22 protein-coding genes and 2 pseudogenes are annotated in these 22,281 nt (G+C 42.0%); 23 read left to right on the forward strand and 1 reads right to left on the reverse strand.

Annotated elements, in window-relative coordinates; genetic code table 11:
- The first annotated feature begins 6 nt into the window (after positions 1 to 6).
- From NLX78_RS22985 to NLX78_RS23075, 21 genes and pseudogenes are all read left to right on the forward strand, one after another.
- Complete coding sequence (locus NLX78_RS22985) at positions 7 to 372, forward strand: phage holin, LLH family (RefSeq protein ID WP_029516299.1); 366 nt, start codon at positions 7 to 9, stop codon at positions 370 to 372.
- Positions 373 to 418: 46 nt separating this feature from the next.
- The gene (locus NLX78_RS22990; protein ID WP_235307802.1) at positions 419 to 592 is read left to right on the forward strand and encodes a hypothetical protein; all 174 of its coding nucleotides are present in this window, start codon (positions 419 to 421) and stop codon (positions 590 to 592) included.
- 78 nt (positions 593 to 670) lie between these two features.
- Positions 671 to 1,045: pseudogene (locus NLX78_RS22995) on the forward strand (CpaF family protein); the annotation flags it as partial.
- On the forward strand, positions 1,042 to 1,833 hold the full coding sequence (locus tag NLX78_RS23000) for a type II secretion system F family protein (protein WP_254351618.1): 792 nt from the start codon (positions 1,042 to 1,044) through the stop codon (positions 1,831 to 1,833). The pseudogene NLX78_RS22995 and the gene NLX78_RS23000, both read left to right, overlap by 4 nt.
- 6 nt (positions 1,834 to 1,839) lie before the next feature.
- On the forward strand, positions 1,840 to 2,724 hold the full coding sequence (locus NLX78_RS23005) for a type II secretion system F family protein (RefSeq protein WP_254351619.1): 885 nt from the start codon (positions 1,840 to 1,842) through the stop codon (positions 2,722 to 2,724).
- 13 nt (positions 2,725 to 2,737) lie between these two features.
- Positions 2,738 to 2,929 carry a Flp1 family type IVb pilin gene (locus tag NLX78_RS23010; RefSeq protein ID WP_013309278.1) on the forward strand — a complete coding sequence of 64 codons (192 nt, stop codon included), beginning with the start codon at positions 2,738 to 2,740 and terminating at the stop codon, positions 2,927 to 2,929.
- Complete coding sequence (locus NLX78_RS23015) at positions 2,929 to 3,597, forward strand: TadE family protein (RefSeq protein WP_061829560.1); 669 nt, start codon at positions 2,929 to 2,931, stop codon at positions 3,595 to 3,597. Before NLX78_RS23010 ends, NLX78_RS23015 begins: the two co-directional genes overlap by 1 nt.
- A 40-nt stretch (positions 3,598 to 3,637) precedes the next feature.
- The gene (locus NLX78_RS23020) at positions 3,638 to 5,854 is read left to right on the forward strand and encodes a DUF5702 domain-containing protein (RefSeq protein WP_254351620.1); all 2,217 of its coding nucleotides are present in this window, start codon (positions 3,638 to 3,640) and stop codon (positions 5,852 to 5,854) included.
- Complete coding sequence (locus tag NLX78_RS23025) at positions 5,823 to 6,818, forward strand: TadE/TadG family type IV pilus assembly protein (protein ID WP_254351621.1); 996 nt, start codon at positions 5,823 to 5,825, stop codon at positions 6,816 to 6,818. The genes NLX78_RS23020 and NLX78_RS23025 overlap by 32 nt, the downstream gene beginning before the upstream one ends.
- A 94-nt stretch (positions 6,819 to 6,912) precedes the next feature.
- On the forward strand, positions 6,913 to 7,425 hold the full coding sequence (locus NLX78_RS23030; RefSeq protein ID WP_254351622.1) for an A24 family peptidase: 513 nt from the start codon (positions 6,913 to 6,915) through the stop codon (positions 7,423 to 7,425).
- 63 nt (positions 7,426 to 7,488) lie between these two features.
- Positions 7,489 to 9,336, forward strand: coding sequence for a DUF6382 domain-containing protein (locus NLX78_RS23035; protein WP_367988630.1), 1,848 nt, complete (start codon positions 7,489 to 7,491; stop codon positions 9,334 to 9,336).
- 635 nt (positions 9,337 to 9,971) lie between these two features.
- Entirely contained in the window at positions 9,972 to 11,255 is a 1,284-nt protein-coding gene (yfmF, locus tag NLX78_RS23040) for an EF-P 5-aminopentanol modification-associated protein YfmF (protein ID WP_254351624.1), read from the forward strand.
- Positions 11,252 to 12,535, forward strand: a complete 1,284-nt coding sequence (yfmH, locus tag NLX78_RS23045) for an EF-P 5-aminopentanol modification-associated protein YfmH (RefSeq protein ID WP_254351625.1) — start codon at positions 11,252 to 11,254, stop codon at positions 12,533 to 12,535. The genes yfmF and yfmH overlap by 4 nt, the downstream gene beginning before the upstream one ends.
- 347 nt (positions 12,536 to 12,882) lie before the next feature.
- Positions 12,883 to 12,988 (forward strand): annotated as a pseudogene (locus NLX78_RS23050) (ABC transporter ATP-binding protein); the annotation flags it as partial.
- A gap of 385 nt (positions 12,989 to 13,373) precedes the next feature.
- The gene (gene lanKC / locus NLX78_RS23055; RefSeq protein WP_254351626.1) at positions 13,374 to 15,956 is read left to right on the forward strand and encodes a class III lanthionine synthetase LanKC; all 2,583 of its coding nucleotides are present in this window, start codon (positions 13,374 to 13,376) and stop codon (positions 15,954 to 15,956) included.
- A gap of 13 nt (positions 15,957 to 15,969) precedes the next feature.
- A complete protein-coding gene (locus NLX78_RS26810; protein WP_367988632.1) occupies positions 15,970 to 16,062 on the forward strand; it encodes a class III lanthipeptide in 93 nt (30 codons plus the stop codon).
- Between the two features lie 114 nt (positions 16,063 to 16,176).
- A complete protein-coding gene (locus NLX78_RS23060) occupies positions 16,177 to 16,314 on the forward strand; it encodes a class III lanthipeptide (protein WP_175405252.1) in 138 nt (45 codons plus the stop codon).
- 115 nt (positions 16,315 to 16,429) lie between these two features.
- On the forward strand, positions 16,430 to 17,263 hold the full coding sequence (locus NLX78_RS23065) for a class I SAM-dependent methyltransferase (protein WP_254351627.1): 834 nt from the start codon (positions 16,430 to 16,432) through the stop codon (positions 17,261 to 17,263).
- A 474-nt stretch (positions 17,264 to 17,737) separates the two neighbouring features.
- Positions 17,738 to 18,049: a hypothetical protein gene (locus NLX78_RS26930; protein WP_483311690.1), complete on the forward strand. Its 312-nt coding sequence runs from the start codon at positions 17,738 to 17,740 to the stop codon at positions 18,047 to 18,049.
- A complete protein-coding gene (locus tag NLX78_RS23070; RefSeq protein WP_483311691.1) occupies positions 17,977 to 18,420 on the forward strand; it encodes a hypothetical protein in 444 nt (147 codons plus the stop codon). Before NLX78_RS26930 ends, NLX78_RS23070 begins: the two co-directional genes overlap by 73 nt.
- Positions 18,421 to 18,750, forward strand: coding sequence for a hypothetical protein (locus tag NLX78_RS23075; RefSeq protein ID WP_254351628.1), 330 nt, complete (start codon positions 18,421 to 18,423; stop codon positions 18,748 to 18,750).
- 122 nt (positions 18,751 to 18,872) lie between these two features.
- Here NLX78_RS23075 and NLX78_RS23080 read toward each other — a convergent pair whose 3' ends face one another.
- Positions 18,873 to 19,787: a TIGR01777 family oxidoreductase gene (locus tag NLX78_RS23080; protein WP_254351629.1), complete on the reverse strand. Its 915-nt coding sequence runs from the start codon at positions 19,785 to 19,787 to the stop codon at positions 18,873 to 18,875.
- A gap of 297 nt (positions 19,788 to 20,084) precedes the next feature.
- Between NLX78_RS23080 and NLX78_RS23085 the strand changes: the two genes are divergently transcribed.
- Both NLX78_RS23085 and purU read left to right on the forward strand, forming a co-directional pair.
- The gene (locus NLX78_RS23085; RefSeq protein ID WP_235307806.1) at positions 20,085 to 21,212 is read left to right on the forward strand and encodes a deoxyribonuclease IV; all 1,128 of its coding nucleotides are present in this window, start codon (positions 20,085 to 20,087) and stop codon (positions 21,210 to 21,212) included.
- Positions 21,213 to 21,234: 22 nt separating this feature from the next.
- Positions 21,235 to 22,134 carry a formyltetrahydrofolate deformylase gene (gene purU / locus NLX78_RS23090; RefSeq protein WP_254351630.1) on the forward strand — a complete coding sequence of 300 codons (900 nt, stop codon included), beginning with the start codon at positions 21,235 to 21,237 and terminating at the stop codon, positions 22,132 to 22,134.
- Positions 22,135 to 22,281 lie beyond the last annotated feature (147 nt).

Below are 22,281 nucleotides of genomic sequence, written 5' to 3' on the forward strand. Positions count from 1 at the left end.
ATTATAATGAAGGAACAATTAATAGAAGCAGCTCAACCGTATGTGTTAACCATCGTAACAGCGCTGATTGGCCTATTGGCTACGATTGCTACAAGTGCTCTTAAAAAGGCGCAGCAGAAGGCTACTGAATACTATGTGTCCAATACATCCGTGAAAGACCGGGAGTTCTTGCATAAAGTTGGTGTTGAGGCTGTTGCTTATGCGGAATCGGTGTTTAAGGACTTCGAAGGAGACAAGAAGTTGCAGGAGGCCATTGACTATGTGATTGGCAGATTGCGTGTGATGGGCTTAAATGTGACGGAACAGGAGATACGGGCCGTCATCGAAAAGGCTGTGCAAGATTATAATGCAAATGCGAAAAAATCTGCTTGAGCCCTTCGGGGCTCTTTTTTGTTATACTTAACGAGGAGGTGAGAGGATGAACAGTGTTGTTGCTGAATATATGTATTTTGATGGTCCGCGAGAGAAAAGAAAATCTATTGGTTTCCAAACGGAGCTGAATGACGAAACTGAGATTGAAGAGCAAGCCAAAAAAGAAGCTGCCGCTATTGTAGGTCAACCCGTTAAGATTATAAGAATCAAAATTGTATAAGAGGTACATACATGACGCTTGGACAAATGTTCAGGCGTTTTTAGTTTATCCACAGAAAATGAATACCATATTATATTAGATGGAAGTTTGTCAACTGGCCACGCAAATAATATCCGCGATATGGTCAGCCGGCTGGAAACGATGGTGCTCGGAGGAGCAGAGCTTCCGCTTGGAGTAGTACGGCAGCAGATCAGCTCAGCTATTGATATATTCGTTCATCTGTCACGGATGCGTGACAAATCTAGACGAGTGCTGGAAATTAGCGAAGTGATTGGCTTTGAAAATGGTGAGGTGACGCTTAACCCTCTTTATCGTTTTCAGGAACGAGGAGAAAGTAAGGGGCGAATCGTAGGAGGTCTGGAACGTTGTGGCGAGGGTCTGCAACATACTTTGAAGCTGCAAATGGCCGGGATCAATCCGGAAAACTGGCACAGGGGAGGAGTATCAGCGTGAAGCCAGGAAAAACGACTGCCAAGCAAGTATCACATGAAGTCCCTTCTCTGCCAGATTATACGGTATATACATTATCGACAGTACAAAAAAGTCTGTGCATATTGTTTAGTGGCGTGCTGTTTGCGATGATCGGCTATCTATTTTATCACCAATGGATATTATCATTGCTGTGCGCTGCCGGGGCTGTGGTGACGCCTCGTTATTTTAGGCAATTTTTACTGCAACGACGCAGGTCTGCTCTAAGCATCCAATTCAAGCAGGCTTTATATTCACTCTCATCTTCTCTTTCAGCGGGAAGGTCGGTGGAGAATGGTTTTCGTGAGGCTGTAGAGGATTTGAGATTGCTTAGTCCAGATGGAGATCACGACCTGATTTTTGAATTTAATATCATTACCGCCTGTCTTGAAATCGGACAGCCTGTAGAGGCTGCTTTGCAGGATTTGGCCCGTCGCGCGCAGATGGAGGATATTACGAATTTTGCGGACGTATTTGCGGCTTGCAAACGAACCGGAGGTGATCTGGTGGAAGTCGTACGACGAGCTTCAAATGTCATTGGTGAGAAGTTGGAAATTCAGCAGGAGATCGGTGTAATGATTGCGCAGAAACGTTTTGAATCGAGGGTTATGTTTGCGGCCCCTTTTTTGTTTGTATTGTTTATGACGATGACGGCGGGTGATTACATGATGCCCTTATACAGCGGTACAGGTATGATTTTATCAACCTTTTGTTTATTGGTGCTTGGTGGGTGTCTTGTGTGGATCAACCACATTATGAAGATTGAAGTGTAAGGAGAGATGGGTGTGGTGATGTTGGTTTGTCTGGTCATGCTGGTTCTGCAAGTGGGAGGTTGGGTGGTGCTGAACCAGATGCATAGTGCTAAGTATGCGCATTTTCGCCATATGAAGCTGGAGGGACTGCGGCTGCAAAGACTTTCAGTCCCATTTGTACACATGATTCATGCTTCACGTGCTACTCACAGGCTGCCTTTGCTGATGTTTAAGCTCCAGCGTTCGGTGCAGAAGCTGTATGGTATGCGCAACAGCGGAGAAAAAACGATGCTTTTTCTGGCAGAAATGTTGGGTTACGGATATATGATGGCTGCTGGTGGAGCTTTAATTTCGCTTATGCTGGGCGGGGATGCGGCTGGGCTGGTGCTCGGATTGGGACTTGGTATTCTGGTACCCATCGCGCTGATCAAGGATTTGCATGGGAAAGTACAGAAGCGGGATCAGCAAATTTTAATGGAACTGCCTGAACTGTTGAGTAAAATGATGCTTTTAGTAGGTGCAGGTGAGACGGTACAACGAGCATTGCTACATTGCGTGGAACGTAAAGGGGCGGATACGGAACATCCGTTGTATCGAGAACTGAGGCAGACGGTGGCGGAATGGGAAAGTGGTTTTTCCTTTCAACAGGCATTTGAGCACCTGAGCAAACGTTGTGGTATTCAGGAAATGACGGTATTTACGACGACAGTTTTGTTGAATATGAGGCGCGGCGGGAGCGATTTCGTGATGGCTTTACGTGAGTTATCCCAGACGTTATGGGTCAAGCGGACTTCAATTAGCCGCACAAGGGGGGAGCAGGCTTCATCTAAGCTAGTATTCCCGATGGCGCTGATTTTGCTAACGGTAATTGTGCTGGTGGGCGCTCCGGCTTTAATGATGATGAATATGTAGGAGGAATACAACGATGATGACATTAGTAACAGGCAGTATTCGTAAATTGTACAAGGATGAGGATGGTCTGGGTACGTTAGAAATGATCCTGATCATTGCCATTCTGATTGCGGTGGCAATTATTTTCAAGGATCAGATCAAGAAAATTGTAGAAGGGCTTTTGAAAAAGGCGGATAAAAAAAGTAACGATTTTATGGATTCATAATGCTACGCAAATTGGCACAAAAAGAGGATGGGAGCTTCTCCTTGGAAGCTTCCCTCGTCTTTCCCATTCTACTGCTGGTCATTTTTGTGATGTTATTTTTTTGCCTGTACATATATCAAAAATCTATATTGGTGCAGGTCGCTGCTACTGCTTCGGAAAGGGCCGCTTACAGTTGGGATAACAGCTTCAAGGACCCACGTACGGGAGCATTTACACAAGGGCAACGGGATTCTCTCTATTGGCGCTTGAAGGATGATGTTATGCTAGGAGCCCTGTTTGGCTGGACCGGAGCCAACAATCAGGAAAGTGTACAGGTGCCGGGCGGCAATGGGGGAGGCTCGTTACCTGCTCAAAAGCTGTCCAATGCAGAAAATAATATGCCTGCGGGCATGCAGGGGCAGATGACATATGAGAACAGTATGATTCACCGTAAGGTGACCACAAAGTTAAATAAGATAGTGAAGGTACCTTTGCTGAATCAGTTTTTAGATCAGACAGATTTGCAAGGGGAAATGAGTTCTGGCGTGGTCGAACCTGTAGAATGGATTCGTACGGTGGAGTTGGTCCGTTATTATGGTGCGAAGTTTATGGGCAGAGGATCATGTGAAAAGGTAGATTCGGCAGTTGTAGGGAAAGTATTGATGCAATATGGTCAAAACGGTCAGTGAGAAGTAAGTAATAGGAATGTAACTGGAAAGGAGGAAGCGGGTGTTTGGTAAGGGACACAATACAAAGGACGGGGAATCAGGTGCTGTCACGGTCTTTTTAATTCTGATTTTGGCGGTTATGTTCGGTTTTATTGCTGTATTTATTGATTACGCGAGAATTGCTGCACTGCATGTGCAGACCGAACGGCTGACCCATGCGGCGGTTCGTTCAGTGATGTCTGCTTATGATCCGACATTACAACAGGAGTACGGTTTGTTTGCTTATGGCGAAGGCGGCGGAGAACAAATTATGGTCAAAGTGCTCAATGACAGCGCGCGACGTACGGCACGCGCAGAAACGCTACCGCTTATGAATATGAAGCTGGATTCTAGTTCCTTGAAAATGGAAAGGGAGCTTGGTAAATATGCCATATTTAACGAGCAGATCCGTGAAGAGATGAAGTATAAAGCACCTGTCGATTTTACGTTTGAAGTGCTCGAAAAGCTAAAGCCGCTCTCTCAAAATATGAAAGAGGCTTCACATACGGTAGATTTGCTGAAACGGCTGCAAAAGCTGTACGACAGACGAGAGGCCAAACTAGATGACATGCTGGAGAAGCAGCGTAAGGCAGGAGCTTATATGGAAGAGGTTCGTAAGCGGATTATTAAACAGAGGGGCACCTATATGCCCAATCAGTATATATGGGACCCGCTTGAGGTTGTAGCTGATATTGCCGCTCAATATAAGCATTACGTACATGTATATGAAGACAATAAGAAGAGTGTGGACGACGTTAAAATCATGCAGATGGAAAAATATGCACGTAGAGCGAGGGCAGCGCTTGATCGCCTGCGTCAGATCATGGCTCAGGCTGGAGAAGAACATGATAAGCTGCTTCTGGAAGCCAAGGAACCGTTAAATGAGGCCCAACAGATTAATGAAGAGATGCGCAAAGTCATTGCCCAATATAAGCAGAGGGCGGCCAATGCAGGCTACGATGAGGTTTCAGCAGCACCTACACCAAGCGGAGCAGGCTCCAACGCAGATCCGTCGGTAGGAAGCGCACGGCAAAAAGCAGAGGATTTGTTGATTCCAGACAAGGAATTTGAGCAATGGGAAGCAGAAATTGAAAAGCAACGGACTTCTATAAATACTGCTAACAATAGAATAACGAGTATGATGCGTACATTATCTTTTTATACAGATCCATTTTTGAATGCAGACATGCTCAAGCAAGAAGTCGCTTCAACGCTCAAAGAGATAGATAAATACTTGAGTGCGTACGCTTGGACGGGACCTTCGAATGTACTCGACGGTGAAGCCAAAATGATGGATACGCGACGTGGACCGGACGAAGAACGCAAGAAAATGGAAAAAGAGGCGAAAAACAAGCTCAAACAAGCCTATCGGATCATTGAGGTTCTTTCCAAAGGTAAACAAAGTGCAGAACAATTCCGAAATCTGGAGCGGTATTACAATGAAAGTATTTCGTTTAACCAGTCTACATCTAGTCCATCTGTATCCGCTGATTTGTCCTATGACACCTATGATGCAGCGGGAGCTTCCATGGATAGTATGGATGGTCTATACGGGTCGGCATCCAATTTACTGACTCAACTGGGAGACGAGTTTTACCAGAATGAATACGCGCTTTCTTACTTCCATCATGTGGATTTTAGCCGTTTTGGCAGTTTGGCCGGATCGGGTGGAAATGTGGGAAATGCTGCACAGATTTTGGGAGATCAGCTGGAGGTGAATAATCAGGAAGTTGAGTACATCCTGTATGGGTTCCATAATCCGACGGGTAATCTGGCATCCGCCTATGGAGAAATTTTTGCTATGAGACTTGCCATTCGAACAATGGAGGGATTGGTTAAAAACAGCTCAAAAGGTAATCCGCTGGTCGTTTTGGCGGCAGCTTTGTTATATGGAGTAGAAAAAGCGATAGAAGATATGATTATGCTGGCACAAAAGGGGGACGTGCCATTGTCTGATTTTCTAAAATTTCGAATGACATACAAAGATCATTTGCGATTGTTCCTGATGCTCCATAGCAATAATGAACGAAAAATGTCCCGTATGCTTGCTCTGATCCGCCTGAATACAGATGTCAATCCTGCTGAGCGGCAAACGTATGCAACGGGTGAGGTCAAGAATGGGATGAGGCTGTGGTTTCTACCTGGGGTAATGAAGATGCTCGGGACCGCCTCAAAAGAAGGCGAGAGCATTAAGGGAAGTGTGTACTATGTCACGAAAACAGCGCATTTTTCCTATTAATCAGTATCTACGGCAGGTTTGTGGGCAGGAGCGGCGTGAACAAGGAAGTATTGTTTTAGAAGCGTCACTCGTGTTGCCAATGTTTCTGTTTTTTATTATTTTTCTCATTTATATGGTTCAGATGACGCTGGTATCCACAGCCTTGCAGACCACCGCTTCAGAAGCGGTTAAGCAGGTTTCGACTAAAATCTACCCAGTTTCTCTAGCCGTGGAGGCGGCGTCCGCGAAAATAGATGCAGTCCGTGAACCGCTGGATGAATTGCCCAAGTTATCTGTGAGTGAATATGCAAGCCAATTCGCTGCCCAGTTGCCACCTCCAATTGGTGATTGGGTAGAAAGCGCTGTTCAGGGCGGTCAAAAGCCGATGGAGGAGCTGCGGGGGCGATTTACGGAAGCTGCACTTGACCCTGTTCTGAAGCCGATGCTAAAGCCTTTTATGGAGGAAAGCATTCTGGAGTATGACCGTATTCATATAACGAGCGTACATGTACCTGCTCTTACAGGAACTAAGGACCCTTATTTTAGAGTAGAGCTGTCGTATGAACTGCCGATGAAGGTCCCCTTTCTGTATCGCAGCATTGTGCTTCAGGCGGCGGCAGAGGAACGTCTTTGGATTGGCGACACAGGGGAAGGAGCAGGTACAGGAAATGCGACAGGAGATAAGGATGCGCAGCATTCCATACAGTTGCTCGTCAAGCCTGAACCTGCTGTGAAAGGTGTGTACAATTTGATCAAGGCCAAGGTTGAGCCTAGGACGACTGCTAACCTTTCAGTACTTTATAAGTCGGGTGAGAGCACAGCTCAGCACTTGGGCTGGACCTCTGCCAATGCGGACGGGATTATTGAATGGAACTGGTTTGTGGGAACGAATACAACACCCGGTCAATGGAGCTTTGTGATTGAAACGGAGGACGGTCAACGTATAGAAGTTCCGTTTACCGTGGAAAAGCCAGCTGATGGATAGATAGGATCGACTCGACATAGACGGACAGGAATAACCACGATGGAAAATGATTTGGTAGTCTGCTAGTTTTATTTTTTAAAGGGGGAAGATCGCATTGATGTGGATGTATATTGTATGCGGAGTTCTGCTCGCGATTGCGTTAGTTACGGATTTACGTAGCATGAAAATCCCTAATAAGCTTACATTGCCCGGTATAGTGGTAGGCTTGGTGTTCAATACTCTATTTGGAGGGTGGGACGGTTTTTTATTTGCTGTTGCTGGACTGGGTACCGGATTTGGTTTCATGCTGATTTTGTACTGGATGGGAGCTGTTGGTGCAGGAGATGTAAAGCTGTTCGGCTTGATTGGAGCATGGACAGGTGCTGCTTTTGCATGGCAGTCAGCTTTATATTCGATTTTTTTTGCAGGTATTATTGGCATAGGAATTTTGCTATGGAAGAGGGAAACCATCATGAGACTGCGGCGCGTGGCTTTTAATTTAGGAGGATTTTTTCTATTTCGCAGCGGCAAAGCGCTGACCAGTGGAAATGAAGCGCACCTCAGGTTTCCTTTTATGACGGCAGTCATTCCGGGAGCGATCAGTGCTTATCTTTACTTCTTGCCATGACATGTCCGCTGGGGGAGATCATGCTACCTCACGGAGATAGGAAATTGTTAAGGAGGTCATGAATTGTTGGGTTTAAGCAGGGATTTTGCCCGGAACGGCGGGACATTTATGATTCTAAACAAGGAAGACGGGCTCAAGACCGATGATTTAAATTCCGTACAGACCGGAATGATGACTGGTAATCGGATTCCCGGTCTGCTGGAACTTAGAATAAAGGAAGTCGATTTTCAGATTGAGTTACATTACGACATTTCGGGGCAACGCATGCTTTCCCAGTTATGGAAAGGTGGGGGCGTGTCGACTTCTGATTTCTATCGGATTCTTTATGAAGTGGCAGATGCCCTCCATCGCAGCCCGCAATATATGTTAGATATCCGCCAGTTTATTTTGCATGAGGATTATATTTTTCTAAGTGGTTCAGGTACTAGGGAAACCGCCAGTTTAACCTATGTTCCTTTACGCAGTGTACAGTATGCAGGGCAAACAGGCAGTCAATTTAAGCAGATGGTTATTCGTTTAATGACTCGTGTGGCCCACTTTCAGGGAGAATATATACAACGCATACTGGATCTGTGTGATAGAAATGAATTTGAATTGGGATTGCTAAAGGAACTGTTATTACAAGGAATGAAGGCCGGTACAGAGAGTGCTAGCGTGCAGGGAGAAAGTATGGAGGAACGAGCTTTTTCATCAGCCGACCCTCTCATATCTGCTCATACCTCTCATGTCTCTCATACCTCTCATACCTCTCATGTCTCTCATACCTCACAGGGGAACTATACTGATCGTGGCGGAACAAACGGGCAAGAGCATCGGGAAACTCTGCAGGAGATTCAGGAGCTTAAACGGATCAATCGACTCAAACCGTCCATGAAACCAGAGGAGGATTCTGAGCTTGTAACAGAAAACGAAGTAGAAGATATGGAGCCTGGATTGCAAAAATATAAAACGTACATTGCTCTTGGATGTCTGCTCGCTTCGGCCATCGTGTGGCGTTATATTTATCTGGATCATCCAGAGACGGTACCGTTGATCATTTCCGTGGTGCTGACCTTGGTACTTGTCGCCGTTGCTTATATAAGCTGGACGGGGAAATGGGAGCGCAATAGAACTTCATCTCATATGTACAGCGATTCAGTACCTGTATTGGATTCGGAATGGTTAGGAACTACTTCTTCCCCAGCGCAGCGGAAAAATGATCGTTATCAGGTAGATAAACTGACCGGATTTGTAGCGGGACAGCATCATCAAGACAAGCGATCTTCCGATTTGAGTGATCAAGGGCAGGAGAGCTGGAGATGGACTTTTCCAAACTCAGAATCTAAAAGCGTGGGAGACCGAGTTACGGAAGACAGGGAGAAAACTTCAGCAAATTTTGACTTACACGAGCCATCGTGGAAAGGTGCGGAGCAGGGAAATGAATTGGAAGCCAGTGATACCAGTGAGGCTTATTATAAGTCTCTCTCCGGGGTAACGGAGCTGCTAAATGCTGCATCTAAGCAGGAAACCATGCTGCTTCGTCCAGATCAAGAGATACAGATTTCACCTGTTCAGCAATCACCGATTGCTTGCCTGGATCGCAAGCCACCAGGTAGTGGAGGGACCGAGCGCATCCGGTTGCAGCCAGACCAATTCGTTGCAGGCAGCTTTATCATCGGGAGAGACCCGCAACTGGTCCAGTTTGTGGAGCATACGGATGGAGCCTCCCGTTCTCATATTGAGCTTTGTATAGTTACAGGAGAACATAGCCACATTGTTAAGGATTTATCCTCGACGAACGGAACTGTTCTGAATGGAGAGCCTATGGTGCCTTATAAGGAGTACACAATGAAGGATGGAGACACTTTTAAAATCGCCGGGGTATCTTATACTTATCGGTTGGACTCTTTTAAATCCTCCAATGCATCATAAATAAAGGTTATATGGCTATATGTCAAGAAGAGGCCTGTTATGTTCAGGGCTTCTTTCTTTGTAATAGGGGGCTATTCATAGGAATAAAATGAGCATCTTAAAAACTTGCAGTCTGCTTGAAAGATTGTGCCTGACTAAAAAAGGTTTGCGCATAATGAGAGAAGTCTATTCATTTCAAGGGGGATTTACACAAATACAAGTTAAATAACATATGAAAATATGTGAATTGTTACTTTTATCAAACAACCCTTTAATGGGTTATTTTTTGTTTCTTCTAAAAATAGTTTTTTATACTCATTTTCTAATTTTATCATAAAATAATACATATATTTCCTTTTATGTGTTATGGTTATAAGGTAGCACATAAAATAGAAAAGTATGTGTGCGTATACCATGAAGAAACTGAAAACACATCAATTATCTTAACAGGTGTCTTAGCTCTTACATCAATTGCTCCATTGGGTGCTTCCGCTGCACCTACTACAGGAATTGAAGCTAAAGGAGCTGGAATATGCCTTCTGTTGAAGAGACGCACTTTTCACATTCTCATGTACATTTATGTTATTATTTATGATGATTATGAAGGAATTGTATTTGTGAATAACATTTCTGATTTAGAATGAGGGAGATAGGAGATGGAAGACATTCACCTAAGTTCCAGTGAACACAACGGGTTGCAGCTTCACCTGTGCAATACAGATAAATTTAAGACAATCAGTTTAATATTAACGATGAAAGCGCCTCTTCAAAAGGATTTAACGACTGCAAGAGCATTAGTTCCCCACATTCTGACTGGCGGGTCAACAAAGTACCCCAACCGTAAACGCATACAACGAAAGCTTGATGAAATGTATGGAGCAACTCTTTTCCCGGATGTACAGAAAAAGGGCGACGATCAAATTATTACATTTAGAATGGAAATCGCTGCCGATCAATTTCTGACTTTATCTAACTCTTTACTAGAATCATCTCTTGATTTATTGCACGAGATTGTTTATAGTCCAACGCTTGTGAATGGAGTGTTTAATTCCTCAATTGTGGAACAAGAGAAACGCTCTTTAAGGCAACGACTTGTTTCAATGTATGATGAGAAGATTTTGTATGCTAATGTACGTTTGATAGAAGAGATGTTTAGAGGCGAAACGTATGAGTTTCCTGCATCCGGGAGAGAGGAAGACATCGCTGCACTTAATGCTTCATTTATTTATCAAGTGTATGAAGAACTACTTCAAAATAGTCGCTTTGATTTATTCATTGTTGGCGCATTTAATGCGAATGAAGCCAAATTGATGGCACAGCATATTTTTTCTGAACAACATAACAACAAACCTATAGTGGCGATTTCTTCAAACAGAAAAGGTGCGGGCGGCGTTAAGATTGTTCAAGATAAAATGGATGTAAAGCAAGGAAAGCTTCTTTTGGGATACCGCACTTTTTCGACAATACAAGACGAGGATTATGAAGCGACAAGGGTGGCAAATGCAATCTTTGGCAGATTTCCTTCTTCTAAATTATTCCTTAATATACGTGAAAAGGAAAGTATTGCTTACTTTGTACATTCGCAAATTGAAAGCTCTAAAGGCTTGCTAATAACTATGGCTGGAATTGATTTTAAAAATTATGAACATGCAGTTGAAATAATAAGAGAACAAGAGTATGCAATGAAACAAGGTGACTTTACTGAGGGCGAACTGGAAAAAGCGAAAGCGCTGTTGATTAGCCTACTGCTGGAAGCACATGATACCCCTTTGGGAATTATGGAGATGGCTATTCAAGCGGTTGATCATGGAATGTCTAATACGATAGGAAACCGGATTAAAAGACTGAGTAAGGTGTCGAAAAACGATGTTATTCAAGCGGTCAATAAGTGGGAGCTTGATACCATTTATTTCTTAAACAGAAAAGAGGAACTACAATGAAGTCAATTATCTATAACAAATTAGGAGAGACCATACATTATGATCGACTCGCCAACGGTCTTGAAGTTTTCGTGCTTCCCAAGAAAGGCTTTCATAAAACGGTTGCGACATTCACAACAAAATACGGTTCAGTAGATAACAGCTTTTCAGTTCAAGGAAAAAGCGATTTCACTCAAGTTCCGGACGGAACAGCGCACTTCCTAGAACATAAAATGTTTGAAAGTGAACAGGGCGATGTCTATCATACTTTTGCAAAACAAGGAGCTTTTGTCAATGCATTCACAGGTTTTACCCGTACAGCCTACACATTGTCGGCAACTTCTAATATCAATAGAAATCTGGAATCGTTGCTGGACTTTGTACAGGAACCATATTTTACAGATGAAACGGTTGAGAAGGAGAAAGGGATCATTGAACAGGAAATCAGAATGTATGAAGATAATCCGGACTGGCGCGCCCGATTTGGAATTCTAAGAAATATGTACAAAAGTCACCCAGTGAAAATTGATATAGCCGGTACAATAGCTTCGATTAATCAAATTACTAAAGAGGATTTATATTCTTGCTATAATACGTTCTATCATCCCAATAATATGTTATTTTTTGTGATTGGACCTGTGATACCTGAAAAAATAATGAATCTCATTCAAAATAATCAGCAGAAAAAAAACTTTTGGGAACCTGAAAACATTCTCCGCATATTCCCTGATGAAGGAGCTGAAGTGAACAGGAAGTCATGTGTTATGAGGCTACCAGTTCAAACGCCTAAAGTTTTTATTGGACATAAAGAACGTGATCCCGGAAGGCAAGGTCAGAAATTGCTTAAATATGAGCTATCTTTAAAAGTTTTACTTGAGTTAATGTTTGGCAGCAGCTCCGAAGTATACGAAAAAATGTACGCTGACGGTTACTTGGATAAGCCGTTTACTTTTGATTACACAAATGAGAACGGTTTTGGCTATTCGCTTATCGGCGGAGATAGCCGGGAACCGGAAATTATAGCATCATTCATAAATGAGACTATCTTTAGACTCAAAAAGGAAGGAATACAAAAAGAAGATGCTCAGCGAGTAATTAAGAAGGAACTGGGCAGTTTCTTGAGTGCAATTAACTCACCCCAATTTATCGCTAACCAATTTACAAGGTATCGTTTTAACGAGATGGATTTATTCGAGGTCTTGCCCACACTTGAAAATCTAACTGAAGAAGATCTTACAGATGTCTTGCACTTACACTTTTCAGATGAATCAAGAACGCTACTAATTGTAAAAGAGGAATAAATTTCATTAACTGTTCTTTTGTATTTCAATTATAAGTCAAAAAAAACTAATGGTAAATGTTGAAATAAAATATAATCTATTGTATAATATGAATTAAGAATAAGAAATTCCATAATTTTGGTTTTCACTAACGATAAATCCTCTACCATGAATACCACATCCACTTCTTTTACAACAAGAAGCACCCTCTGTTCTTCATCATTTCTTGAGTTTCAGTTTATCTTCGATGTTATGTGAAAAAAATACTGCAACAACTTCAAATCATACTTCTTGTTACGCAAAGTGTTAGGATTAGAACAAACTTCTTCTTGGTAAGGGCTTTAAATACTTATTATAGGAGTGAAGTGATGTCAAATCTGTTGGAAATTAAAAATTAAAAAATCATTTGAAGACAAAGTTGTTCTAAAAGACGTTACCTTCAATGTGCCGACCGGATCAATAGTAGGGTTCATTTATCATAGCAACAGCATACTTAGAATTATCTCTTTAGGGATATTCATCGTTTTATTTGGTGGTGCGTTGATTCATCCACTCATTTACGTTTTCGGTCCGGAGAAGTCTGATACAATTGGAAGTGGGATGGGAGAAGCTTTTGCCTTTTATGTTTTGCAGGGAGTAGTGAGCTATTTGACAGAACAATTATAGCTGCTAAATTCAAATGTGGATTCGTATGTATATGTTCCAATTATATATGTAATAATTGTAATTTTGTGTATATTTCTCCCTATTTATGTGACACTGTTCATTTATCGCAATAAAGAATTCTAGTTATTCCTATCTTTGAAGAATCTGAATGGAGGAGTGCTTGATGGAAGGGAATATGTTATATCATAGATACATGAAACCAAATTCGGAATATTACGGAAAGGTAGAGATTAGTGAGAATGCGAATACGTATGAGCTAAATGAAGTTCCTGATACATATACAGTTATCGCAGAAAATGATTCTGTATGGACGTATTACCACTTCAAGGGGTCAACTCTTCCAGAGCAAGGTTGGAAAATTCATATAACAACATTAATGGAAGATGTACAAAGTGTTCTGAATAAGGTTGCACGGATATGCATAGAAAACAAGATTGAGTTCAAGCATCTAAAGGACAGACGGAGTTTCATTGAGATGAATTCGAAAAACGCGAATCGCGCTTCTTCCGGTAAGTTTATAACAATATATCCTACGAGCAACGAAGTGTTCGTTGAATTGTTAGAAATGCTTTCCTTAGCTACTCAAGAGTTTAAGAAAGGACCTTATATTCTTAGTGATAAGAGATGGAAAACTAGCAATGTGTTCTATAGGTATGGAGGGTTTAAACGTATAGTCAATGAGCAAGGTCAACATTGTATCAGGGATGAGCAAGGTAATTTAATCGAGGATCAAAGGAATCCTTTTTACCAGGTTCCTGACTTTGTAAAGGATTTCGACGATTATCTTAATTCCATTAATATTTCTGGAGATTCGGAAACTGAAGAAGAAAAAAATTTAGAGAGGTATAAGATTGAAATGGCACTCAGCTATAGTAACGCTGGTGGAGTATATCTCGCAACTAGAAAAAAGGATAATTTGAAAGTGATTATCAAGGAAGCTAGACCAAATGCTGGATTAGATGGAGTGGATCAAGATGCTTTAACAAGACAAAAAAAAGAGTATGATGCTTTGACCAAGCTTAAAGATGTAGCTGGTGTTGTGAATTTAATTGAGTATTTTAAGGAATGGGAGCATTATTTTTTGGTAGAGGAATTCATTGAAGGACAAGACTTAAGGAAATGGCTTGCACAAACATTTCCTTACTTTAGAGATGGGGATAACCTTAATAATCATGCGAATAACGTTAAGAAGATATTGTTGCAGGTCTTCACCTTAATAGACGAAATGCATAGTAATGGTGTAGCTATGGGTGACTTGCAACCAGCGAATATAATGGTAACCGAGGAGCTGGCCGTTAGTATCATTGATTTTGAAACAGCTACGCCTGTGCATTCTGAAGAAAAAATGAGTATGGCTACAATTGGATTTGTTTCGCAAGAGATGAAGGTTAGCGGTGCAAGAGACTGGTTTGGATTTCAAAGGCTTGTCAGGTATTTAGCGCTTCCTGTCTTGTCTTCAGAAGATTTAGAGGGATATCTTCAATACAACCATCTCAATTGGATTAAAGAAAATTATGAAGCTTCATTTTATAATTTCATTATAGATATGGAGGACAAATCTAATAAGAGAATCAATGATTATCAGAAGTACAGCCCCGGGGAAATTAATCTGAATGATCGAACAAATGACTTTAACGTAGACTCTATAGTGAGTAAGTTGATAAAAGGTGTTCAAAATAGTTTAACAAGTGATGAAAGGCTCATTAACGGTGACATCCGGCAATTTGAGATGAAAGATGGGAAATATAACTTCTTAACTGGAGGAAGCGGTGCAGCCTTTACTCTGAATAAAAATAACGCCAGCATTGTAGAGGTAGATAATTGGATAGAAAATTATTTGCTAGAGAATGTATCACATATTGAAGGTAATGGGTTATTTACTGGAAAAACAGGAACCTGGGCTTTGCTTTATGATAAAGGCTATAAGGAAACTGTCTTATATGAATTGAAACTTCTCAGAGACAATATTCATGAATCGAATATTTCTTTACGCTCCGGTCTTTCGGGAATAGGATTATTCATTATTAGCTTATACCTTGAAACTGGGGATAGTGAACATTTGCAATTCGCTAGAGTAATAGAAGAGTTAATTGAAGTTAATAGAGTCAAGGCTGAATCGTTAAAAGCTAATGACTGGATGGCCGTAGAAATAGGTGCAATTGATGGATTATCTGGTGTGTCTCTATTCTACTCAGCACTTTATTCAATTACCCATGATAAGAAGTATTTGAATCAGGCAGAATCATTGATACGGGAAGATCTGGAGAGAACCCAAAAAGATGATATGACGGGCGTATTGCAAACATTGGATAATAGAAATCGACTTTTACCATACCTTTCAGGCGGATCTATTGGAATTGCAATTTCGATTTGGTTCTTAAATCATGTGAGTGGACAAAATCTGTATAGAGAAGAAATGGATGCAATTTTACAATTATCAAAGACACGTTGCACCATCAGTGGAAGCTTATTCGATGGAGCAGGTAGCCTTTTGTTGCTCCCATCCATGGTTAATTGCGTTGAGCAACGCAACAAAATGATTGGCGAAATACTAAATTTACTTAATATATTCTTAATTGAGAAGAATGGATGCTATGTATACCCAGGGCAGTTTTCTTATAGATTGGCTGATGACATTTATACAGGTAGTTCAGGAATTATATTAGCACTAATGGCGATCGTCAAAGAAAACCCACTTTACTGGCTGCCACTTGTGAATTCAGATGAGTTTCTGACCAGAACAAAGTCCAAGGTTACATCAGTGGGCTCTTCATAAAAATGATTGCCAAATGAATGATCTTGAACAAGAAAAGGAGGTGAAAGGTGTGAATGCCGTACTCGAATTGCAAAAATTAGCACATGCCGCAGATGGTAAAGGTTAAGCAGTGGAAGCAATTTTACAACAACAAGTGTAGGGTCAACAATTATTTTCTACTCCACCATTAGTAGTCATATTTGCTAAATAATATTTTTAATTAAGAAGGGAGGTGAAAAGAATGAACGAAGTACTGGAACTGCAAAAATTAGCACATGACGTAGACGGTAAAGGCCAAGCAATGGAAGCAACAATAACAACAATAACCACGACTCTTACTACCGTGGGAAATTCATCCATCAGTATTTGGGGGTGCTAAGTATTCTTGGTTGATGTAAAACAATGTGCAACGGTTGCTTAGCTGCCCCCAGCTAAGCAACCGTTAATTCCTGTGTACACATAAATGATTAATAATACATTTAAGGGTGATGAGGATGGAAAAGTTATTAGAAATAGCGCAAAACCCTGAGCCATTTGAGAAAGGGACACAAGAAATCTGGCTTGATTCAGATCGGGCTGATCTTGTTCTTAAAGGACATTTTGATGAGAGTATACCTGGAGGAAGCAAGGGTAGCGATTTTATTCTTGAGACCGTTGAGTTCATTAGCAAAATTGCTTCGGTAGAGAACTATCGTAAAGTTATTGATTTAGGCTGTGGTCCTGGGCTGTACTCCCAAAAATTAGCTTTTAAAGGCTATGATGTTATTGGTGTAGATTTCAACAAAACATCAATCGACTATGCCATCAATGAGGCCGAAAAAAATGGTCTAGAAATAAATTACAGAATTGAAGATATTACCGACATTAATATTGACAATGAATTTGATCTAGCGCTGCTGATTTATCAAATTTATAGTGTCTTTAGCCCAGAGGATAGAAGGAAAATACTTGGTAACATCCACCGTGGTTTAAAACCTGGAGGATTAGTTCTGTTAGACGTTCTGTCAGATGTGAGTTATGAGAAATTTCCGCAAAACTTAATGTGGGGTCTTGCAAGAAAAGATAGTCCATTCTCGGACCGAAAACATTTAATGCTACACGCTTCAATGAAATACCCTGATCAAGTCTCGCTAGAGAAAATTGTTCTGATTTTTGGGGATGGTGAGATCGTAAATTATAATTATTGGAACCAACATTTTAGCATTGAGAGTTTTGAAAAAGAAGTGAATGATGCTGGATTTACGCTCGAAAAGGTGTATGCAGATGTTAATGGTGGAGATCACGTAAGTGATAGCGAGTTCTTCGCAGCAGTTTTAAAGAAAACATAAAGGGTTCCTGAGAATGCCAAACAAGCAATTCCCCCGTTTAATTCAATCATTGATACTTTTTCTTTTTTTTCAAGATTTGACTTTTTGTATCGTTAACCTTAAGCAGAATAGATGCTTTATATAAAGAGGGGCGGGTATGCTTCTCTTTTTGTTGTAATCTGCCCGTCCGGTCCATAATCTCGCTTCATTTGTGAAATTTTCCAGACTTAATCATGTCATCTCAGCGTATTTTTGCAGGGAACCCGCCTTAAACCAAATTCGCTCCGCCAACTGCTGAAGGCTTCCTCGCTCACCAAGCGAGTGGGCTGATATTAATGCCATGTATATAACGTATGGTACATATCAAGAAAGAAGAACCCAAAGTGTCGGAGATCAGCCGGTATATCAGCCTAACCCTCCAATCGTAACCTAACTGATCAACAGCCTGGAGGCCAAGGAAGTGGTGGCGAGGCAAGTCGCCCGTCCAACCGCAGAGTGTGCCCTGTAGTTCTGACCGAGCAAGGATGGACTGTTGCACGCAGATTCAAGAGCAGTATGGTTGGTGAGGTAATAGCTGGAATAGATGAAGAAGGATTATCAGTTGCTGTTTCATCTACGGGAGTTGGTAGTATAATCGGAGTACCTGGATTGATTGGCTCAGCAGCTTTAGCAGCACATGGAGGTACAACAGCAGTTAAAAGTGCTAGCGGAATAGGGAAAAGCCCAGCAGAATTGTGGCATATGGCGAAGGTGGAGGTAAAAATCCAAAAGAAGTGGAGATTGTCAATAAAAAAGGTGAATCTATAGGAGAATTCGATGAAATTGATTTGAAAAAGAAAATATTCTACGAAGATAAATCTGCAAAAGGATTAGATAAAGTAAATCCTAAGACAGGTTTACCAGCTCAAACGCCCCAAGAATTTACGGATAAACAATTATTAAAAAAGACTCGAAATCGAATCAATGAACTAGAAAATAATGCATTTACTACAAGAGCAACAAAAAATAGTTCATGTTATATTCCCCATCTCGATAGTATTAAAGATATTCGGGAATTTGTATTCAGATTAGATGGTGATACACCTGAATTGAGGAAAGCTGCCGAGAACAGCCTAAATCAGCTTCAAAAGGAGTTTCCAGATTATAAATTTAGCGTTCAGTTTGGAGGCGGAAAATAAATGTCAGTTAGCGTTATGATACTCGAACCACAAAATGAGTTTGAAAAAAGTTTTTTTCTTCCCCTTGCGTCAGAATCATTTTTTAATGAATGTTGGCAACCAGCTATCGAATCTCTAGGATTACAATGGATAGATTTATTTTCAACAGGAGTTGATGTTGAGGAGGAAGACCTACCTATTATTTTATCTGAGCTTCGACAACTTCAGAATTGGGCAGAAAGAAATTTAGAGGAGGATCACAAAAATAAACTCGTTGAACGAGTAATAACACTCATAGAAAAACTGCCTAGCGCGTTTCAACGTAAGGAAGCAGTTGTTTTTATAGGGTAGTGATAGTTTGGATTAAAGGGAGTCTACTGGGATAGGCTAAAATGAAAATAGATTACGCTCTAAAAAAGAACTCTAAGCTGGCAGTGACACTACCTACCAGCCTGGAGTTCCTCTTTTTAGATTCAATGCTGTTTTTGGGAAGAATGGAGTTCCTCAAGAGCGTCCTTAAGTGAAGGATAGTTAAACTTAAATCCGTGCTCCAGCGCTTTGCGCGGTAGTACCTTTTGACCATCCAATACAAGCGTGCTCATCTCACCAACTAGCTTTGAAACGAGAATGCTGGGGACGGGAAACCAGTGCGGACGGTGATATACCGTAGCTACTGTCCTCCCAAACTGGTCGTTCGTCAAGGGATGTGGTGATGAAGCATTCACTGCCCCGACGATTTCCGTCGTATGGATGCAGTACGTGATCAGACGAACGATATCTTCAATATGAATCCAGCTCATCCATTGATGACCACTGCCTATTTTGCCGCCGAATCCGAAGCTATAAGGCATCTTCATGAGGGGGAATGCCCCTTTTTTTCTGTCCAGCACAAGGCTAATGCGTAACTTGATTAAACGGGAATCAGAAGGGTAGGCATTGGCGGCTTCCTCCCATTGCTCTACCACCTGAGACAGAAAATCTTCCGAACAGCGAGGGCTCGTTTCATCGAATGTTTCGGTCAGGGAAGTACCATAGGCGGCAACAGCCGAAGCCTGAATGATAACTTTCGGCTTTTTTTGTAGAGCATTCAATGCTTGAGCCAACCGGGCAACAGATAGCAGTCGTGATTGAAGAATTCTTTGTTTGGACTTATCCGTCCAGCGCTGATTCAGCGTTTCGCCTGCTAAATTAACGACCGCATCGGTGCCTTCCAGTACTTCAGGCTTTTGTTTTAATTCGTTCCAACTCATATATTGCAAACGGGGGCTCGCTTCGTGTCCTACCAGTGGCTTGCGGGTAACGACTTTCACGGTGTATCCGTCGTCTAGCAAGCTTTTGACCAGTGCACTCCCCACCAATCCAGTTCCTCCACATACGATGATGTTCATGGAGCCAGCTCTCCTTCCGATTCACAAAAAAATACATCTGTTATAGAATATAACCCTTTTCGAGAAAAAAACTTCATATGAATGTACCTTTATACGGTTAAGGATGTCAATTCATGATTTTATTTACCCTTGTTTGACTAATATATATTCGGATGTGTACTTTATCTACGTGTTCCCTTAATAGAGTCATTTAAGAAAGCTGCCATAAAAGCTATGTTGTTTGATTTCAATAATCACGTTAAAATGATTAAATTAAAATAAGACAAGCATAACAGGATAAGGGGATGAATCAGAATCATGCTGAAAATTGGTTCTCATGTGTCCTTCTCGGACAAGGGTCTGCTCAGCGCTACAAAAGAAGCGTCTTCTTACGGGTCCAGCTCCTTTATGATATACACGGGAGCACCGCAAAACACGCGCCGTAAGCCAATGGAGTCCATGTATTTGGAGGAAGGCAAGCAGTTAATGGCTGAGAAGGGAATGGAAGATATCGTGGTGCATGCCCCGTATATCATCAACCTTGGCTCTTACAAAGAAAATACCTATGAGCTTGCGGTCAGCTTTCTTCAGGAGGAAATTCGACGCACACACGCGATTGGTGTGAAAAATATCGTGCTACATCCAGGCGCTTTTACCGATAAGGATGCAGAATACGGAATTGGGCGTATTGCTGATGGTTTGAACGAGGTACTAAACGGTGTGAAGGAGACAGATGTTAACATTGCGCTTGAAACGATGGCAGGCAAAGGAACGGAAATGGGTCGTAGCTTTGAGGAGATTGCCTCCATTATAGATAAAGTAGAGCATAACGAGCGTCTTACAGTTTGTATGGACACCTGTCACATTCACGATGCGGGTTATGATATCGTAAATGATCTGGACGGTGTATTAGAGCAATTCGACCGCATTGTCGGCTTGAATCGCATCGCAGTTGTTCACATTAATGACAGTAAGAATCCAGTTGGCGCTCATAAAGACCGACATACTCCGATCGGATCAGGCTGGATTGGCTATCAGACGATTCATAATGTGGTGCATCATGAAGCACTTCAAGGACGTCCGTTTATTTTGGAGACGCCATGGATTGGGAAGGAAGCCAAAACTCAGCGTCCGATGTATGAGGTTGAAATTGCCCTGCTTCGCGGAAATGTAAAGGAGCGCTTTGGGGATGAGTTTTTGGGTCAGGTAGAGCAATTGCATTCGTTTTTCAAAAAACAGGATGTGGATGTCCGTAAATTTGTGCTGGACACCTGGACTCTGCTGAAAAATGATGCCAAAGCAAGAAAAGCCGATCCACGTGAGCCGTTGGAGCGTCTGTATGACATGATAACGGAAGCAGCACTATTTCCAGATTTGAGCGAAGAACACATTAATCAACGGTTGATTGCCTGGTTTGCCGGCAGTCATTTGCCAGTGACGGTATAAGCTAAGGGGGATTAATAGCCACATGGAAATTCACGTAAAACATCAGCCAAATAGCACTCTATCAGCCCATGAAAACCGCGCGCGTATGCTTGTATCTTGTCCAGACGGACCAGGTATTGTAGCGGCCGTGTCCCGTTTTTTGTATGAGCATGGGGCCAATATCGTTCAATCTGACCAATATACAATGGACCCGTCCGGCGGTATGTTTTTTATGCGGATTGAATTTGATCTGCCGAATTTGAGTGCAACCCAGCCACAGTTGGAGCAGGATTTTGCCGCTGTTGCCGAGCAATTCCGTATGGAGTGGACGATTTCTGCGGTCAGCCGCAAGAAAAAACTGGCTATTTTCGTTTCCAAAGAAGATCACTGTTTGGTAGAACTGCTGTGGCAATGGCAGGCAGGAGATCTGGACGCGGATATTTCATTGGTGGTTAGTAATCATCCGGATATGAAGGAGTATGTGGAATCATTTGGCATCCCGTATCACCATATTCCGGTAACAGCCCATACTAAACCGGAGGCGGAGCGTCGTCAACTAGAGGTCATTGGCGAAGACATTGACGTTATCATTTTGGCCCGTTACATGCAGATTATTTCGCCCAAGTTTATTGAGCATTATCGCAACCGGATTATCAATATCCATCATTCCTTTCTGCCCGCATTCGTGGGTGGGAAGCCATATGCCCAAGCCTATAATCGCGGTGTGAAAATTATTGGTGCTACTGCGCATTATGTAACTGAAGAATTGGACGGCGGCCCGATCATTGAGCAGGACGTGCAGCGGGTAAGTCACGGAGATGATGTAAATGAGCTAAAGCGGATCGGTCGCACCATAGAGCGGGTCGTTTTGGCAAGAGCCGTGAAGTGGCATGCAGAGGATCGTATTCTGGTTCATGAGAACAAAACGGTCGTATTTAACTAATCCTAAAATTTTAGAAGAAAATTTGTGAATATATTTTTTTTGTTAAACAAAGCCCGTCGCATAACGGGCTTTCAGGCTGTCGAGAAAGTCTCGACAGCTTTTTTTATGTTCATTTTATTTAAGACGACACCGCGTTAATGTTATATA

It is taken from the genome of Paenibacillus sp. Lou8.1, assembly GCF_024213565.1.
Classification (GTDB): Bacteria; Bacillota; Bacilli; order Paenibacillales; family Paenibacillaceae; genus Paenibacillus; species Paenibacillus polymyxa_B.

What these genes read in the sequence shown, in the direction of transcription:
- NLX78_RS23015 (WP_061829560.1), top strand. Translation starts at nt 2,929, where the DNA reads ATGCTACGCAAATTGGCACAAAAAGAGGATGGGAGCTTCTCCTTGGAA.
- NLX78_RS22990 (WP_235307802.1), top strand. Translation starts at nt 419, where the DNA reads ATGAACAGTGTTGTTGCTGAATATATGTATTTTGATGGTCCGCGAGAG.
- NLX78_RS22985 (WP_029516299.1), top strand. Translation starts at nt 7, where the DNA reads ATGAAGGAACAATTAATAGAAGCAGCTCAACCGTATGTGTTAACCATC.
- NLX78_RS23025 (WP_254351621.1), top strand. Translation starts at nt 5,823, where the DNA reads ATGTCACGAAAACAGCGCATTTTTCCTATTAATCAGTATCTACGGCAG.
- NLX78_RS23085 (WP_235307806.1), top strand. Translation starts at nt 20,085, where the DNA reads ATGCTGAAAATTGGTTCTCATGTGTCCTTCTCGGACAAGGGTCTGCTC.
- NLX78_RS23075 (WP_254351628.1), top strand. Translation starts at nt 18,421, where the DNA reads ATGTCAGTTAGCGTTATGATACTCGAACCACAAAATGAGTTTGAAAAA.
- yfmH (WP_254351625.1), top strand. Translation starts at nt 11,252, where the DNA reads ATGAAGTCAATTATCTATAACAAATTAGGAGAGACCATACATTATGAT.
- NLX78_RS23010 (WP_013309278.1), top strand. Translation starts at nt 2,738, where the DNA reads ATGATGACATTAGTAACAGGCAGTATTCGTAAATTGTACAAGGATGAG.
- yfmF (WP_254351624.1), top strand. Translation starts at nt 9,972, where the DNA reads ATGGAAGACATTCACCTAAGTTCCAGTGAACACAACGGGTTGCAGCTT.
- NLX78_RS23065 (WP_254351627.1), top strand. Translation starts at nt 16,430, where the DNA reads ATGGAAAAGTTATTAGAAATAGCGCAAAACCCTGAGCCATTTGAGAAA.
- purU (WP_254351630.1), top strand. Translation starts at nt 21,235, where the DNA reads ATGGAAATTCACGTAAAACATCAGCCAAATAGCACTCTATCAGCCCAT.
- NLX78_RS26810 (WP_367988632.1), top strand. Translation starts at nt 15,970, where the DNA reads ATGAATGATCTTGAACAAGAAAAGGAGGTGAAAGGTGTGAATGCCGTA.
- NLX78_RS23060 (WP_175405252.1), top strand. Translation starts at nt 16,177, where the DNA reads ATGAACGAAGTACTGGAACTGCAAAAATTAGCACATGACGTAGACGGT.
- NLX78_RS23005 (WP_254351619.1), top strand. Translation starts at nt 1,840, where the DNA reads ATGGGTGTGGTGATGTTGGTTTGTCTGGTCATGCTGGTTCTGCAAGTG.
- NLX78_RS23080 (WP_254351629.1), bottom strand. Translation starts at nt 19,787, where the DNA reads ATGAACATCATCGTATGTGGAGGAACTGGATTGGTGGGGAGTGCACTG.
- lanKC (WP_254351626.1), top strand. Translation starts at nt 13,374, where the DNA reads ATGAAACCAAATTCGGAATATTACGGAAAGGTAGAGATTAGTGAGAAT.